Here is a 14,606-nt window from a genome sequence, read left to right on the forward strand (position 1 = left end):
GGCAGCGATGATGCGTCTGCGTGACTTTCCGGACTGGTTCCGTTCCACCTCCGCGCCGGGAGCACCGTCGAGCCGGGTGTGCCTGTGGACCGCCGCTGAGCGGGAGAAAGGAACGCTCGCTGCGAGAAGAAGTGAGTCGCACACCGCCGAACCGTTTCGCCGGACCAGCGCCGGGACGCGCCTGAGATCGCGTTGGAAGCGCTTCACCTCGTACGGTGTGAGATCGAACGCGGCCCGGAGTTGGATCCGCGCTCGTCGCCGTCCGAATCCCCGGCTGTGTCAAGGGACGGTGGAGTTGGCTCTGGCGCTGGAAGAACGGGAACGCGCCGAGGCCGTGCGAAGGCGGGCGCATAGGGCCCTCTCCTGACGGCCTGGCGGGGACGAAAGTCCTCGGGCCGTGGGTCTTGTGACGCCATCCGGGGACTGCGGCTGGGCCATATGGTCGTCGTCGGGTGATGGCAGATCGCGACGAGCGGTGGATCGTGCCGATATGACGGAGGTTGATTCCCTTGATCACCGGTATCGAAAGCGATCATGATCTTCGGTGTGGCCTGACCGGCTATGTGGCCGCGGTGAGCGCCGTGGTGGGGTCGGGGAAGAGTCCTGCATCGCGGACTCGGTCCCCCCGCGTCGGCGTATGTCGCGTTGGACGTGCGGCTGCCGCGCCATCCCGGACGGGACATGGCCTTGCTGTGGGACGAGCGGCACGGGTGGGCGCTCGCGATGGAAACCCATTCCGGGGAGGATCTGCTCGTGCTGGCCTACATCGGTGGTGACCCAGTGGCGCCCCCGTCCGCGTCGAGGATTTCGTGGACGCGATCCGGTCCGGCGGTGGAACCGGCGCGCTCACCACGCCGGTTCCACCGGGCCCGCGGGGTGAGCGTGGCGAACTGAAGGACCGTTTGCTGCTGTTCCGCCGCGACCTGTGGGCCACCGGCGCACCGCTCCTCCGGCGGGCGATCTGACCTCGCCCGTGCGTGGGTGTTGCCGACCCGGACGGGCTATCCGGGGATGAGCGGAACCTGCCAGGCCAGGTGGCCGCCGGTGGGATGGTGGGGCCTGAGGGTGCAGCGTCCGCCGTGGCTTTCGGCTCGGGCGCGTATGTCCGTGAGGCCGCTGTGCCGTTGGGTGGGGTCGATGCCGTTGTCGGTGATGTCGAGGATGATTCGTTCGTCGTGGGCGGTGATCTCCACGTCGGCGTGGGTGGCGTTGGCGTGCTGGGCGACATCGTTCAAGGCTTCGCTCAGCACCGTCAGTAAGTCGTCGGCGATGGCGGGTGTGGTGATGCCTTCCAGCTGGCCGGCGAACCGCACCGTGGGATCGAATCCGAGGGCCTCTGTCGTGTCGGTGACGACGTCCAGCAGCCGGCCGCGGAGGCTGATGTCGGCGAGCGGGGTGATGTGGCCGAGCTGGAAGATCGTGTTACGGATCTGTCCGATGGTGACGTCCAGGTCGTCGATCGTGCCGAGGATCCGGCCGGAGGCGGGACCCGGGCCGAGACCGGACACGGTTCCCTGCAGGGAGAGGATGGTGGCGAACAGGCGCTGGATGACGCTGTCGTGCAGGTCTGCCGCGATCCGGTCGCGTTCGTCGAATACGGCGACGCGTTGCTGCTCTGCGCGTGCGTCGGCGAGTCCGATCGCGACACAGGCCTGGTGGGCGAACGATGCCGCCATGTCGAGGTCCTCGGCGGTGAAGGCGGGACGGCCGTGCCGCCGGGCGGCAGTGATGGTCCCGGTCACCCTGCGGTCGCTCAGCGGGACGATCATCATCGACTCGATGTCCATCCCGGCCGGTGCGTCGGCGGTGGTCGAGGACTGTTCCTGCGGCCAGGTCCCCAGTAAGGGCCTGCCGGTGCTGTAGACCCGGCCGGACAGCGAGTCATCGATGGGCACACCGGTACCGAGCAACGCCGCCGCGTCCGGACCGACCGCGACCTCGACAAGCAGGCGCCGATGGTCCTCGTCGGGCCGGCAGATGGTCACGATGTCGGCGTCGGCGGTGCGGCGGCTGTGCTCGGCGACAAGTCCCAATGGATCGCTCGTCTCCGGGGTCAGAACAGCCAGGGTGATCGCGGTCGAAGCCTGTAGCCAGTCCTGGCGGGACTGGGCGGAGCCGAACAGCCGAGCGTTCTCGATCGCGACCCCGGCGGTGGACGCCAGGGCGGTGGCGAGCTCTTCGTCCTCGGCGCTGAACCGGCCCTGAACGCTCTCGGCCAGATACAGGTTGCCGAACACCGTCGTGCGTGCGCGGATCGGCACGCCGAGAAAACCGCGCATCTCAGGATGGCCGTCGGGGAATCCCGACGACCGGTCGTCGTCCTCGATCCGGTCCAGGCGGATCGGACGCGGGTCGGCGATCAGCGCGCCGAGCAGTCCTTTGCCCTGGGGCAGGCTTCCGATCCGCCGCACCATCTCCGGGGGCATTCCCACGTGAACGAACTCGGCCAATGTCCCGTCGGGGGCGATCACGCCGAGCGCGGCATAGCGGGCGCCGACCAAGTCCCGGGCGGCTTCCACGACCTGCCGCAGCACCGCGGGGAGTGCCAGGTCGGACGTCACCGCCCGGTTGGCGCGCAGCAGCCCGCGCAGCCTGCCCTGGGTACTCAGCACCTCCTGGGCATGTTCCACCAGCCGGCCCAGCAGCCGGTCGAGCCCGAGCCGGGGGACATCGGGGAAGGTCAGCGGTTCCTCGTCAGCCGCTTGCGGCCCGGCCGGGTCGATGTGGGGCGTCTCTGTCCCGGTGTCCTGTTCGATGACGCGGGGTTTGTGCCGGCGATCGGGCTGCTCGCCCATAGCGTCCTCCCTTTCGGGAATCGATTCCGCTTCCACCTTGTCCGGTACGGCCCCGATGTGACCGGGGTCGAGCGCGGCACTGTTCGACGTCACCGGTCCTGGGCCAGGGGACGCCACCAGCGGCGAGGAAGCGCAAAAGTCCGGGCAGGAACCCCGGCGCGCCAGATGCGAGCCAGTCTCTCATGAACCGGCACAAAACGACATGTTCGTGAGAATCCTGCTTTCGCCGGATTCTCACGAACACCCGGCCTGGGACGGCCGACGAATCACGGGTCTTGACCGCAGGCTCCGCGGCTGGGCGAGTACGGCGCCCCTTCGGCACTTCCCCCGTCCTCTGGCGTAAAGGCGCCGACGATCCGATTCCGTCGCCGCGGAGAGGACATTCGGTCCGCCGCTCCCTGCCGAAAGTCCCTTCTGAGACAGAGAATCCCGTGTCACGGTGAGCGGGGAGGGGTCTGCGTGCAGCATTGGACGAGGGAGAGTCCGTGTCTTGGAGATCGCACGACGAGGGCAGCTGGCGGCGGAGCAACTTGATCACCCACCACCGGGATCACCTGCCGCAGGTGAAGGTATTGGTCGATGAGCTGTACGCGGCGTTGTCCGAGGACGGACCAGGCGCATACGAGGCCATGATCGAGGCGGAGTACGCCGGGCCACGTGAGCACGTTGAACATCACCCATGCGGTGATGGCGTGCTCAGCTTGATGGCCGAACCCACCCGGGATCCGGAGCGGATGCGGCTGACCCACCTGGTCTACGGCGGATGCACCACACACCAAGTCCGGCAGGACCTGATCAGTCGCGGTCTGGGATCGCTGGGCATCACCTGGGTGTACCCGCCGGAAGCCGGCTTGTCCGAAGGCTGAGCGACGGAGACGAGAGTCGGCAGGAGAGCCGTTCCACTCGATGCCGCACAGGACGAAAGCGCTTACCCCCGCGACGGCGATAGTCGTCGTCCGCCATGTGCGCTCGTCAAGAGACCTGCGCCCGGGAGGGCGGGACCTTCTGCCCTTCTCGCTCGATCCCTTGTGGGACAAGGTGAAATGGTCCGGATACGCAATCGGCTCACCTGAAGAGTTTCGAGCGAAACGAGGTCCGATCAATGCGAAAACCTTCCGTCATGACCACCTGTGCCGCGGCTGCCGCGACGCTCGTCGGCGGTCTGCTGTTCGCCGTGCCGGTCGGGGCCGCCCAGCCTCCGACGACCACCACCCCGACCACCACCGGGCCGACCACGACGACCAAGCCCACTGGCCCCACCGCGACCACACCGACGTCGAAATCGCCGACGGCGCCGCCGACGACATCCAAGACCACGACCAAACCGAAGGTCCCCTCCGGCGGAGTCGAGACCGGCGGTGGTGGCACCGCGGCCGGATAGGAAGCGAAATGGGAAAGCCCGGCTGGGCCCGCAGTCATCGAGGACTCCTGCTCCTGGCAGGCGTCCTGCTCGCCGTCCTGGCCGGGCTGACCTTCGTCCTCGCGGGCGGACGGGAACAGGCCGTGTCCGGCAGCACGACCACATCGGCTCCGCCGCCGGCGGCGAGCACCCCTCCCGCCACCACGGCGCTGCCGCGCTCGGATCCGGTTCTCGTCGAGATCCCCAAGATCAGGGCGAAATCCACGTTGGTGCCCCTCGGGCTCAACCCGGACAACACCCTGCAGGTGCCCCCGGTCAGCCGGCCGATGCAGGCGGGGTGGTTCGCGGAGGGTACGTCACCCGGCGAAATCGGCCCGGCCGTGATCGTGGGTCACGTCGACGGCAACGAACAACCGGGGATCTTCTACCGGCTCAAAGAGTTGCAGGCAGGGGACCACGTCGTCGTCTCTCGCGCGGACGGGCTGGTGCTCACTTTCGTCATCACCCGGGTCATGCAGGTCGACAAGGACGAGTTCCCGACTGACGCCGTCTACGGGGACACCAGCGATCCTCAGCTTCGGCTCATCACCTGCGGCGGTGGCTTCGACCGTACGGTGCGCAGCTATCGTGACAACATCATCGCCTTCGCGGTTCTCCGGCAAGGGTAGGGAACGGCTTCACACTCGACCGCGGTGAAAGCAGGTTTCCAGTCACGGGCTCGCCCAGAGGGAATGCGTTCAGGCAGGCCGAAACCGGCGATCCGCGGGGCCTGCTCATCGCCGTCGGCCGCTGAGCTCGGCCGTGTTCAGGCGCCGAGCCGGTTGTAGATCCGGCTGGCCAGAGTGGCGGCCAGCTGGTTCAAGGCGCTCCAAGGTTCATCGAGCGCGAACCGGGCGAGCAGTTCCGCCACAGCGTAGGCCTCGGCCTCGGAGAGCAGTGGCGCGCGCCGGTCCTGGAGCCCCTGCTCGACCAGCCGGGACAGGGCTTCGGCGTACTCCTCCAGGTCGCGCACCACAGCCAGGCCGTACCGCTCGTCGAGCGAATCCCCGGTGAGGTCGTCACTCATGGTCGCCTGCCCCTTCTGTCTTCACCCGTCCGACGCGCCTCAGAAAATCTATGCTGACTGGGGTAGACATTCAACGCCGGGTGTGTGTAATGTTCTCCTTGTACCGAGAAGACAACGTCAAGCAGGCGCGGGAGATGACGTAACTGCCCGCGAGGTGAGACAAGCCGGTCAGGTGGTACGGGGCCGATCAAGGAACAGGTCCCGGACGGTGATCGGACGCAGGACGCGGGCGGAGCAAGTGCGCCCGTGAAGAACACGAAGTTGTAGTAAGTAGTGCAGTTGCAGGACCGGTCAGGTGGCCGGAGCCGATCGGTGACGGGGCTCCGGGCAGTGGCCAGCGGCGTCAGCGTGCTGGGACCGATCAGTGGAAGGGTTCCCGTCGTTGGCGTCCGCAGCAGGTGAAGTAGCAGTACCCAGCAAGGTGAGAACACAGGAAAGAAGGGAACGGCAACATCATTGGATCGCCCGCAGCGGCAGGATAGCGCCGCGCGGGTGCCGTAGTTCCATCGAGTTCGGAGGTGGTTCGCGGTCACGAATGAGCGATCCCCGCGAGGTCCGGCTTCCCAGCGGACGCGGGTGCAAGAGGCCGGCGGTCACGTCGGTTGACAATGGTGAAACCCAACCCTGAGGACCCCGGGTGCCGTTCTGGCACCCGGGGTCCTTTGTGATGTGGAGGTGGAATGATCCCTGACCAAAACGGACCGGCCGCGCCCGACGGGGCCGACAAATTCGATGACGAGCACTACCCCGCCTACACGATGGGCCGGGCCGCCGACATGCTCGGCGCCACCCAGGGCTTCCTTCGCAGCCTCGACGAGGCCGGTCTGATCACCCCGCAGCGTTCCGCCGGCGGTCACCGCCGCTACTCCCGGCACCAGCTTCGCCTGGCCGCCCGGGTGCGGGAACTGGTCGATCAGGGCACCGCCGTCGAGGCCGCCTGCCGCATCGTCACCCTCGAAGACCAGCTCCACGAAGCTCAGCGTCTCAACGCCGAACTCCGCGCCGACGACTGAAAACCCCAGGCTGTGAACGCCCTTGTCCGAACCGGGCAAGGGCGTTCGTGCGTGGCTGTCGAGACGGCCGAGCCTGCTCCGACTCGCTCCTGAAAGCGCCGGACAGCGGCGCTACTGGAGCGAAGGAGGCCTTGCGATGAGCAAGGTGGTGCTGGATGTGTCGATGTCGCTGGACGGCTTCAGCGCCGGGCCGAACGTCCGGGCCGAAGAGCCCATGGGCGACGGCGGGGAACGCCTGCATGAATGGATGGCCGGGGGAGGCCCCGACGCCCGCGTTTTCGAAGAGGTGAACGCGATGGTCGGGGCGACCGTCATCGGCAGGCGCACCTTCGACCTCGGGTTGCGGCCGTGGGGCGGGACTCCGTGGCCCGGTGTTCCCAGTTTCGTGGTCACCCACCGGACCAGGGAAGACCTCCTCGGCGACAACGGTGGCACGTTCGCCTTCGACGGGCTGGAGGCCGCGGTCCGCCGTGCCAAGGACGCCGCGGGGGACAAGGACGTACTCGTGATGGGCGCCGACGTCGCCGGGCAGCTGCTGGCCGCGGGCTGCTCGACGAGGTCTACCTCCACCTCGCCCCCGTGGTGCTGGGTCAGGGGACCTCCGTGTTCGCCGGGCTCGTGGGCGAGCTCGTCCCCCAGGGCGAATCCGTCGCGGGCGTCGCCACCCACCGGCGTTATCGCGTCCGGTGACTACCACGGGATGGTGGCTCGGATGGCGGCCGAGACCGGTTCGAGGTCGGCGACGAGACGCTCGAGTTCGCTGGGGCTCAAGGCGTTGTAAGGCGCCTCCGCGAGCCGGTCGGTGATCGCCTCGACGCGCTCTTTCGTGGCCCGGCCGGAGTCGGTGAGCCGGCCGTCGGACCCGATCAGGCCGCGGTCGCGCATCCCGTCCACGACCGCGGCCAGCTGCGCGGCGGGGAGATGGCCGACCCGGCCGAACTCGTGCGCGGGTATGCCGACGGACAGGGCGTGGAGCACGTGGCACTCGGTCCCGCCGATGCCCTCGGCCAGCAAAGCGACGGTGTGGCCGTCGCCGCGGTGCTCACGCAACAGGGTGGCCGCGTGCCACAGCCGTGCCACGGGCTCCTCCGGGACCGGAAGCGTTCGGACGGCGGCGAAGAGGGCGCGTCCCTCCACGGGTGCACTGGTCGCCGCCTTCAGCAGGAGTTCGCCGGCGCGCGTGACGCCGGGGTCGTCGGCGAGGTCGCCGAGGATCCGCCGCATCCCCGCGACGCATCCCCGCTCGCGGGCGGCCAGCGCCGCCTCGGGCGTGGTCAGCTCCCAGACCTTCGGGAGATGACGTGCCACCTCACCCGGGGCGAAGTTGTAGAAGATCGCGTGGATCACCTCGGCGGGCACCGACCGGCCGAACGGAGCGGCCCGCCCGGCGAAGTAGGCGTCCCACGGGTTGCGGAGGCCGAGCGCCATCAGCGCCTCGTCGGACTCGTCGGCGAAGTAGGGGATCAGACCGATGGGCTCGACCAGGTCGTACATGCGGCGGGCGACGGGTTCCGGGTGCGACATCGTGTCTCCTGTGGTCGTGACGGCGCCCTCGTGACGACCGCTCGACTACCCCACGAACGACGCACCCGGAAATCGACATCGGGTTACTTCAGGTGCCGGGTGAAGAACCGGCCCGCGGAGTCTCCTTCGAAGTGCGGGACGCCGGTGTGTCCGCCCATGTTGGCGTGCAACGTCTTCTCCCGCGAACCGAAGGCGTCGAACAAGTCGAGGGCGTGCTGCCGGTCGTTCCCTTCGTCGTCCCACTGCAGCAGGACCAGCAGCGGGATGGTGACCTGCCGGGCCTCTTCGAGGATGCTGCGAGGCACGTAGCTTCCGGCGAACAGGACGGCTGCCTCGACGCGGGGCTCGACCACTGCGAGCCGCGTGGCGATGGCGATCACCCCACCCGAGAACCCGACCGGGCCACCGATTCCGGGTAGTCCGAGGAGGGCGTCCAAGGTGGCCCGCCATTCCGGGACCGCCGTTTCGACCAGCGGGAGGACGAGCCGGTCGACGATGTCGCCGGTGACCGGCTCGCCGGCCTTCACCGCGCGCTGCAGGTCGGCGCGGGCCTCGTCGACAGCGGGGAAACGGGGCCGGTCACCGGCGCCGGGGAGTTCGATGGTGGCCGCGGCGTAGCCCGCCGCCGTGCAGGCCCGGGCCCTGGCCTCGAGCCGGGGGTGCATCTTGCCGAGTCCGCCGGGGTGACCCATCAGGATCAGCGGGGCCGGTGCCGCCGATTCGGGCGTCCACAGGATTCCGGGGATGTCGCCGAGGGTGAATTCGCGCTCGAGGGCGTCTCCGAGGCGTCGTTCGGAAGTGAAGTGCATGGTCGTGCCTTTCGGGAGTGCTCGTGAAACGGCGCTCCCGGACGACCTACCGCCCGACCGTGACCCCTGAGAGGAGCACCCATGTCGAAATGTTCACGGGTACCACCTCCTCGTTCGCTCGCACGGCCTCCGGCAAGGTAACAGCGGCCGCGATCGCGCGCCAACGGTTTTACCCGAGCACCGAAAGCCCGTCCGCCACGACGACGCCGTCGTGCAGCACCGTGCGGTCCTTGCCGCGGTCCATCACCGCGCTCGTCGGGGTCTCGCCGTCCACCAGCACCAGGTCGGCGCGGTCGCCGGCGGCCACCCCCGGCCGGTCGGCGATGCCCGCCAGCCGCGGGACGTCGTGACTCATGATCGACGCGCCGCCCATCGTCGCGACGGCCAGCGCCATCTCGATCAGGTCGTCGCGGCGGAAGCCGTTCGTGAAGGCCAGCTGCCAGGTGCGGTCGAGCAGGTCGCAGTTGCCGTACGGGCTCCAGTAGTCCCGCTGGCCGTCCTCCCCGAGACCGACGCGCACACCCGCGGTCGTGAGGTCCGCGAGCGACAGCTGGCCGTCGGTGGACGGCGCGACGGTCGCCATCGCGATGTCCAGTTCCGCGAACGTGTCGATCAGGCGGCGGCTCACCGATTCCGAGATCGAGCCCAGTTCGTACGCGTGCGACATCGTGACCTTGCCGCGCATGTCCAGTGCGCGGACCCGTTCGATCACCAGGTCGGTCGAGAACACGCCGAGGTGGCCGGGTTCGTGCAGGTGGATGTCCACCTCGACGCCGTACTTCTCGGCGAGCCCGAACACTACGTCGAGATGCCCCTTGGGGTCCTTGTCCAGCGAGCACGGGTCGATCCCGCCGACGACCGTGGCGCCCGAGCGCAGCGAGGCCTCCAGCACGTCCACGGTGCCGGGTTCGCGGAGGATCCCGGCCTGCGGGAACGCCATGATCTCGACGTCCGCCTGCTTGGCGAAGCGCTCCTTCGCGGCGAGGACGGCGTCGAGCTTCTCAAGCCGGCAGTCGACGTCCACCTGTGCGTAGGTGCGCACGCGGGTGGTGCCGTTCGCGATCATGCGCTCCAGCGTCCCGATGACCCGTTCGGGCAGCGGGACCTCGGCGTCGCGCCAGTTCTCGCGGTCGTTCAGCATCATCGCCCACACGCCCGGCGCGCCGGTGTGCGGCCGGAACGGCAGGCCGATGCGCGTCGAATCCAGGTGGACGTGCACGTCGCTGAACGAGGGGAACAGCAGCCGCCCGCGCCCTTCGACCGTGTCCGGAGCCGGCGCGGCGGCGGGATCGTGCGGCCGCACCGCGGTGATCCGGCCGTCGGCCACCTCGACGTCGCTGCGCTGTCCACCCCACGGGCGGACGTCACGGATCAACACGGGGACACCTTTCTCGCCGGACTCTCTTTGGTATACCAAATCAGGCGAGCGGCGGCAACGTCACTTGGTGTGCCGGTACGGGCGCGTGTGCCCGGTCTCCGCGTTGTGCTTGGTGATGTGGTCGATCCCCATCGATTCGAGCCTCGGGTACTCGGTCACGTCGAACACGTTGTCCTCGCGGCGATGCGGGTAGATGTCGTGCCCCTTGCCCGGCCAGTAGGGGAAGACCACGTGCGTGTCCTTGTTGGAGTTCTTGGCGAAGGTTTCGGAGACGTAGTCCCATTTCTCCTGGACGAGCGGTTTCCTCGGGTCGTTGGGATCGTTGATCCACCCGGGCATCTTGATGTTGTTGTCCTTGAGCGTTCCTTCGAGGGTGTTGCCGCCGTTCTGCTTCGCGATCTTGGTGGCCTTCTCCTCGACCGAGCCGAGGTACTCGTCCTCTTCGCCGCGTTTGCGTTTCTTGGTGCCGCCGGACCAGAAGAAGTGCTTGTCCGCCTTCAGGATCTGGTCGAGTTTCGGCTTGAACCGCTCGAACTCCTCCTTCGACATCTTGTCGACGTTGACAGGAGGCTTCCGCGGGCTCCTTCGCGGTGGCTGAGGTTGCCCACTGGGGCCGGCCGGCTGCGGCCGCTGCTGGTTGCCCGGCCCGGTCTTGCCGCAGGGAGGGACGAGGCCGAGCGGGTCGCCGATGAGCAGTGGCTGGTCGACGTAGCCGACGGGGTTCGGCGCGGCGGCGAGGCCGAGCGGGTCCTGGCTGAGATACCGCGAGGTCCTGGGGTCGTAGTACCGGAAGACGTTGTAGTGCAGCCCGGTTTCGTCGTCGCGGTGCTGGCCGGGGAACGCCAGCGGCATCGACGCGGTGTCGGCGCCGGGCAACGGCACACCCCAGAAACTGCTGCGGTCCTGCCAGACCAGCGTGCCGTGTTCGTCGAGCAGTTCGGTCGGTGTTCCCGCGGGCGACGTGATCACGGCACGGAACACGGCGTCTTCGAGGGCGCCCGTTCGCTCGATCTGCACGACGGGGCGGTCGTCGTCGTAGCGTTCCCAGGTCAGGAGCCGGTAGGACTCGTCGGCGGGGTCGTAATCCATCCGCTCGACCACGTTCATCCCGCTCCACAGGAACCGGACGTCGTGCGTGAGCTCGGCTTCCCCTTCCGGATCGAGCAGCCAGCGGCGTTTGGCGAACCGTCGCCCGAGCGCGTCGTAGTGGTAGGTCCAGAGCGCGCCGTCGGGAGTGCGCACGGAGCGAAGCCGGTCGAGGTGGTCCCACTCGTAGGCGCAGGACTGATCCCCGGTGACCCGGCCCCGCTCGTCGTCGCTGTAGACGCCTTCGCCGAGGGCCATGGCTCCCGCGGTGTCGTGGGTGAACCGTTCGACCCCGGCAGGCCCGCGCGCCTCGCTGACCCGGCCCGCGGTGTCGTAGGTGAGCTGCCAAGGCCGGATGGCGTCGTCGACGGCGGCGAGCCTGCCGTCCGGCCGGTAACCGTAGACGCGCTGACCGACGCCCGCGATGTGCTCTTCGGCGAGCCGGTCTTCCGCGTCGAAGCGCCGCCGGAGCACCACGGTGCCGTCGACGCCGCGCGTGACCTCCCGTCCGGCGTCGTCGTAGCCGAACTCGATTTCGTGGCCGGCGATCCGCAGCGACCGCGGCAGCCCGGACCCGGTGAACCGCCACTCGCTGTCCACACCGGACGATGTCCGGCGGACGAGCACGTCGCCGTCGTGGCGCCAGCACACCCCGAGCCCGTTGGTCGTGTCGACGACGATCTGGTCCCCGTCGTCATGGACGAGTTCGACCCGCGACTCGGTGTTCTCGGCGACGGTCATCCTGCCGAGCGCGTCGTATTCGTACAGCGTGACGTCGTCCGGGGTACGCCTCGCCACGACGTTGCCCTGGAGGTCGTAGTCGTACTCGGTCGCGTCACCCGTACTGCTGGTCATGCGAAGCAGTTGCCCCGCCGCGTCGTAGACGTAGCCGATCCGGCGGCCGTCGTAGTCGACCTCCTCGACGAGCCTGCCCGCGGCGTCGCGGACATAGCGCCAGGTGCGGCCGATCGGGTTGGTCACCGAGGTGAGCCGCAGTTCGCCGTCGTAGGTGAACAGCGTGCGCGCGCCCGCGGCGTCGGTCTCTTCCAGGACGAGGCCGAACGGGCCGTATTTGCGGCGCCGCGCGGCACCCCCCGCGTCGCGGTGCTCGACGACGTGGCCTTCGGCGTCGTGCACCCACGTCTCGCGGCCGCCGTCAGGGCCGAGCCGCCAGGCGCGGCGTCCGTCGGCCGTCCAGCCGAGCCTCGCCGCGCCGCCGGAGGCCGTATACGCGAGGCGAGGGCGGCCGAACAGGTCACGGTCGCCGGGACGGTCCGTCACGGGGGCGTCGGTCAACGGGTCGGGCGCGTCCGGGATCTCCACCGGTAGTCCGGTGCCGACCAGGGTGGTGGCCGGGTCGAACGCGGGGACCGTCCGCCGGACGTCTCCCGCCGACAGCCGGACCTCGCCGTCGGCGTGCGTCAGCAGCACCGTCGATCCGCCGGGACGGTGGACCGCGACCAGCGCGCCGTCCTCGTCGTACTCGTAGCCGGTCTCCCGGCCGAGTTCGTCCACTGCGGACAAAAGTTCGTCGCGCCGGTTCCAGGAGTAGCGCCGGGAGTTGCCCAGCGGATCGACGCGTTCGACCAGTTGCCTGGCGTCGTTGAGGCGGTACGTCCACGTGTGGCCGTCGGCGTCGGTGTGTCGGGTCGTGCCGGGTTCGTAGACGAACGTCGCGTTGTAGTAGCCGCTCGCCCCGACGGCGCGGACGCAGCGCCCGGCGTCGTCGTAGACGTAGCGGTACCAGGTGCCCGTGCGGTCCTTCCAGCCGACGAGCCGGTGCCCGAAGTCGTAGTCGAGGGTCATGGGGCGGCCGGCGTAGTCAGTGACGGCGCTCAGCTGGCCGAGCCGGTTGTACGAGAAGCGCACCAGCGGCGGCTGTCCCGGAGCCCCGAGCGCGATGATCCGCCTGTTCGCGGTGCCGATCGCGAGCTCGACACCGTCGTCACGGCGGATTCGCGCGGGCGTGCCGTCGGCCGCGTAGGTGAATTCGGTGCGGGCGCCGTTCCGCTCGATGGCCGTGAGCGGCAGGATCCGGCCCGCGCCGGCGAAGTGCAGCTCGCGATCGCCCATCGACAGCCGGTAGCCGTCCGCCGCGCGCCGCAGCCGGTGCCGCGGGCCCTGCACCGGCAGGACGGGGCCACCCGCCGGGACGGGGTAGGTCAGCACCATGCCGTCTTCGGAATAGAACAGCACGCGGTCGCCCTGGACCGCCAGCCGTTGGTCCATTGTGGACGTCCAAGAGGGACCGAACCAGCGGCCGGCGGTGTAGGACGACAGATGGGTGCGGGAGAGTTCGAGATCGCCCGCGTCGCCGGGCAGGGTCACGTCGACCTGTTTCATGACGACTTCGCCGGTCGCGACGTCGACGGGGTCACCGCAGTAGTTCTTGGAATCCGACGACGTCGAGCGGTCGCCGTTGCCGTCCTTCTTGGTGGTGTCGGTGCTGCCGCCCCGGTCGCGGGTACCGCCGCCGCCGGTGCCGCTGGTGTTCGTCTGGTCGTTGTCGCTCTTGGTGTTGGTGCTCTTGTCGTTGGTGGGGCCGTCGTTGCCACCGCCCGGCTTGCCGTTGCCGTCGGCGCTGGAGCTGGTGGTGCCCTCGTCGATCCCGCGGTCGTTCCCGCCCTTGGTCTTGGGCGGCGGCGGGGCGTCCACCTTGCCGCCCTGCAGCTTGCGCAGGGCCTTGGCGGCGTCGTCGAAGAGCGTGTCCGCCCGCTTGAGCAGCGGCATCAGGCCCTTGAGCGCCTTGACGAGCTTGGTGGTGAGATCGGCGATCTTCGAAGCGGTCTTGGCGACCGCGGTCACCACCTGCGGCACCACCCAGGTCAGGCCGATGCCGAGGGTGAACAGCACCTGCAGCGCCCAGCTGATGAGGTGGCCGACGAGTTCGGCGATGATGTCGCGGACCAGGGTGCGGACGGCGGCGACGACCTCGCCCGCGGTCTTGACTCCGCTGGAGGCTCCCTCGCACCCCTTCTGCGCGGCGGTGAGCACGGTGACCGTGTCCTGGGACCGTTCGCGGTAGCGGTCCGCGGCGTCGCCCGCCCATGTCTGGAGGTCGGCCTTGACCAGGTCGGTCAGATCCGTGCCGATGGCGCCGAGTTCCTTGGCGATGTTGGACCAGGTCTCGGCCTGCGCCTTGATCTGATCGGCGTCGCCGGTCAGCGCGTCGAGCGCGTCGGAGAGCGGGCCGACGTGTTCGAGCAACCAGCCGACGCCCGCGGCGAGGATCGAACCGAACGGATCCATGGCCATCGACAGCGCGTCGAGAGCCGTCCCGACGGCGCCCATCGCGACCGCGGCCCAGTCGCCCTTCTCGATGCCTTCCTTGAGGTCGATCGCCGATTCCAGCAGCGGGACACCGGAGTGGTCCTTCGTGGAGTCCTGACGCTCAGCGATCAGCGGATTCGCCATCTATGCCGTCTTCCTGCCTCGGGATCCTCACCGACTGGGCAGGCAATTTCTACCATCGGCGCGCTCCGGTGCCCCTGCGTGGAAAGGATCTTTGCCCGCCCGCCGGGAGGACGACCCGTACGGGCAGGGTCTTGCGAGTTCTGCCATGCGGAAGTTAACCT

At 69.0% G+C, this 14,606-nt stretch carries 12 protein-coding genes; 6 read left to right on the plus strand and 6 right to left on the minus strand.

All coding sequences use genetic code 11. The features are described 5' to 3' along the window. Nucleotides 1-681 precede the first annotated feature (681 nt). Nucleotides 682-894 carry a DUF6292 family protein gene (locus AC069H_RS04085; protein ID WP_478231294.1) on the plus strand — a complete coding sequence of 71 codons (213 nt, stop codon included), beginning with the start codon at nucleotides 682-684 and terminating at the stop codon, nucleotides 892-894. Between the two features lie 107 nt (nucleotides 895-1,001). Here the strand turns inward: AC069H_RS04085 and AC069H_RS04090 are convergent, their stop codons facing one another. Next, nucleotides 1,002-2,795 carry a sensor histidine kinase gene (locus tag AC069H_RS04090; protein WP_478231295.1) on the minus strand — a complete coding sequence of 598 codons (1,794 nt, stop codon included), beginning with the start codon at nucleotides 2,793-2,795 and terminating at the stop codon, nucleotides 1,002-1,004. Nucleotides 2,796-3,325: 530 nt separating this feature from the next. Between AC069H_RS04090 and AC069H_RS04095 the strand changes: the two genes are divergently transcribed. From AC069H_RS04095 to AC069H_RS04105, 3 genes are all read left to right on the plus strand, one after another. Continuing rightward, a complete protein-coding gene (locus tag AC069H_RS04095) occupies nucleotides 3,326-3,661 on the plus strand; it encodes a hypothetical protein (RefSeq protein WP_478231296.1) in 336 nt (111 codons plus the stop codon). Between the two features lie 254 nt (nucleotides 3,662-3,915). Beyond that, nucleotides 3,916-4,176: a hypothetical protein gene (locus AC069H_RS04100; RefSeq protein ID WP_478223619.1), complete on the plus strand. Its 261-nt coding sequence runs from the start codon at nucleotides 3,916-3,918 to the stop codon at nucleotides 4,174-4,176. An 8-nt stretch (nucleotides 4,177-4,184) separates the two neighbouring features. Continuing rightward, complete coding sequence (locus AC069H_RS04105; RefSeq protein ID WP_478231297.1) at nucleotides 4,185-4,823, plus strand: class F sortase; 639 nt, start codon at nucleotides 4,185-4,187, stop codon at nucleotides 4,821-4,823. 137 nt (nucleotides 4,824-4,960) lie between these two features. Here AC069H_RS04105 and AC069H_RS04110 read toward each other — a convergent pair whose 3' ends face one another. After that, the gene (locus AC069H_RS04110; protein WP_478223618.1) at nucleotides 4,961-5,221 is read right to left on the minus strand and encodes a hypothetical protein; all 261 of its coding nucleotides are present in this window, start codon (nucleotides 5,219-5,221) and stop codon (nucleotides 4,961-4,963) included. 680 nt (nucleotides 5,222-5,901) lie between these two features. Here AC069H_RS04110 and AC069H_RS04115 point away from each other — a divergent pair. Together AC069H_RS04115 and AC069H_RS04120 are read left to right on the plus strand one after the other, a co-directional pair. Next, nucleotides 5,902-6,234 carry a MerR family transcriptional regulator gene (locus AC069H_RS04115; protein ID WP_340686752.1) on the plus strand — a complete coding sequence of 111 codons (333 nt, stop codon included), beginning with the start codon at nucleotides 5,902-5,904 and terminating at the stop codon, nucleotides 6,232-6,234. Nucleotides 6,235-6,370: 136 nt separating this feature from the next. After that, the gene (locus tag AC069H_RS04120) at nucleotides 6,371-7,015 is read left to right on the plus strand and encodes a dihydrofolate reductase family protein (RefSeq protein WP_478231298.1); all 645 of its coding nucleotides are present in this window, start codon (nucleotides 6,371-6,373) and stop codon (nucleotides 7,013-7,015) included. Here AC069H_RS04120 and AC069H_RS04125 read toward each other — a convergent pair. The 4 genes from AC069H_RS04125 to AC069H_RS04140 form a co-directional block, all read right to left on the minus strand. Beyond that, nucleotides 6,925-7,758 (minus strand): SCO6745 family protein, encoded by an 834-nt coding sequence (locus tag AC069H_RS04125; protein WP_478223616.1) that lies wholly within the window; start codon nucleotides 7,756-7,758, stop codon nucleotides 6,925-6,927. The two genes, AC069H_RS04120 and AC069H_RS04125, sit on opposite strands and share 91 nt — an antisense overlap. A gap of 83 nt (nucleotides 7,759-7,841) precedes the next feature. Beyond that, complete coding sequence (locus AC069H_RS04130) at nucleotides 7,842-8,567, minus strand: dienelactone hydrolase family protein (protein WP_478231299.1); 726 nt, start codon at nucleotides 8,565-8,567, stop codon at nucleotides 7,842-7,844. A gap of 169 nt (nucleotides 8,568-8,736) precedes the next feature. Further along, the gene (locus tag AC069H_RS04135; protein WP_478231300.1) at nucleotides 8,737-9,945 is read right to left on the minus strand and encodes an amidohydrolase family protein; all 1,209 of its coding nucleotides are present in this window, start codon (nucleotides 9,943-9,945) and stop codon (nucleotides 8,737-8,739) included. 60 nt (nucleotides 9,946-10,005) lie between these two features. Continuing rightward, on the minus strand, nucleotides 10,006-14,445 hold the full coding sequence (locus tag AC069H_RS04140; RefSeq protein WP_478231301.1) for a DUF6531 domain-containing protein: 4,440 nt from the start codon (nucleotides 14,443-14,445) through the stop codon (nucleotides 10,006-10,008). Nucleotides 14,446-14,606: the final 161 nt, after the last annotated feature.

Source organism: Amycolatopsis sp. NPDC043887, from assembly GCF_056435665.1.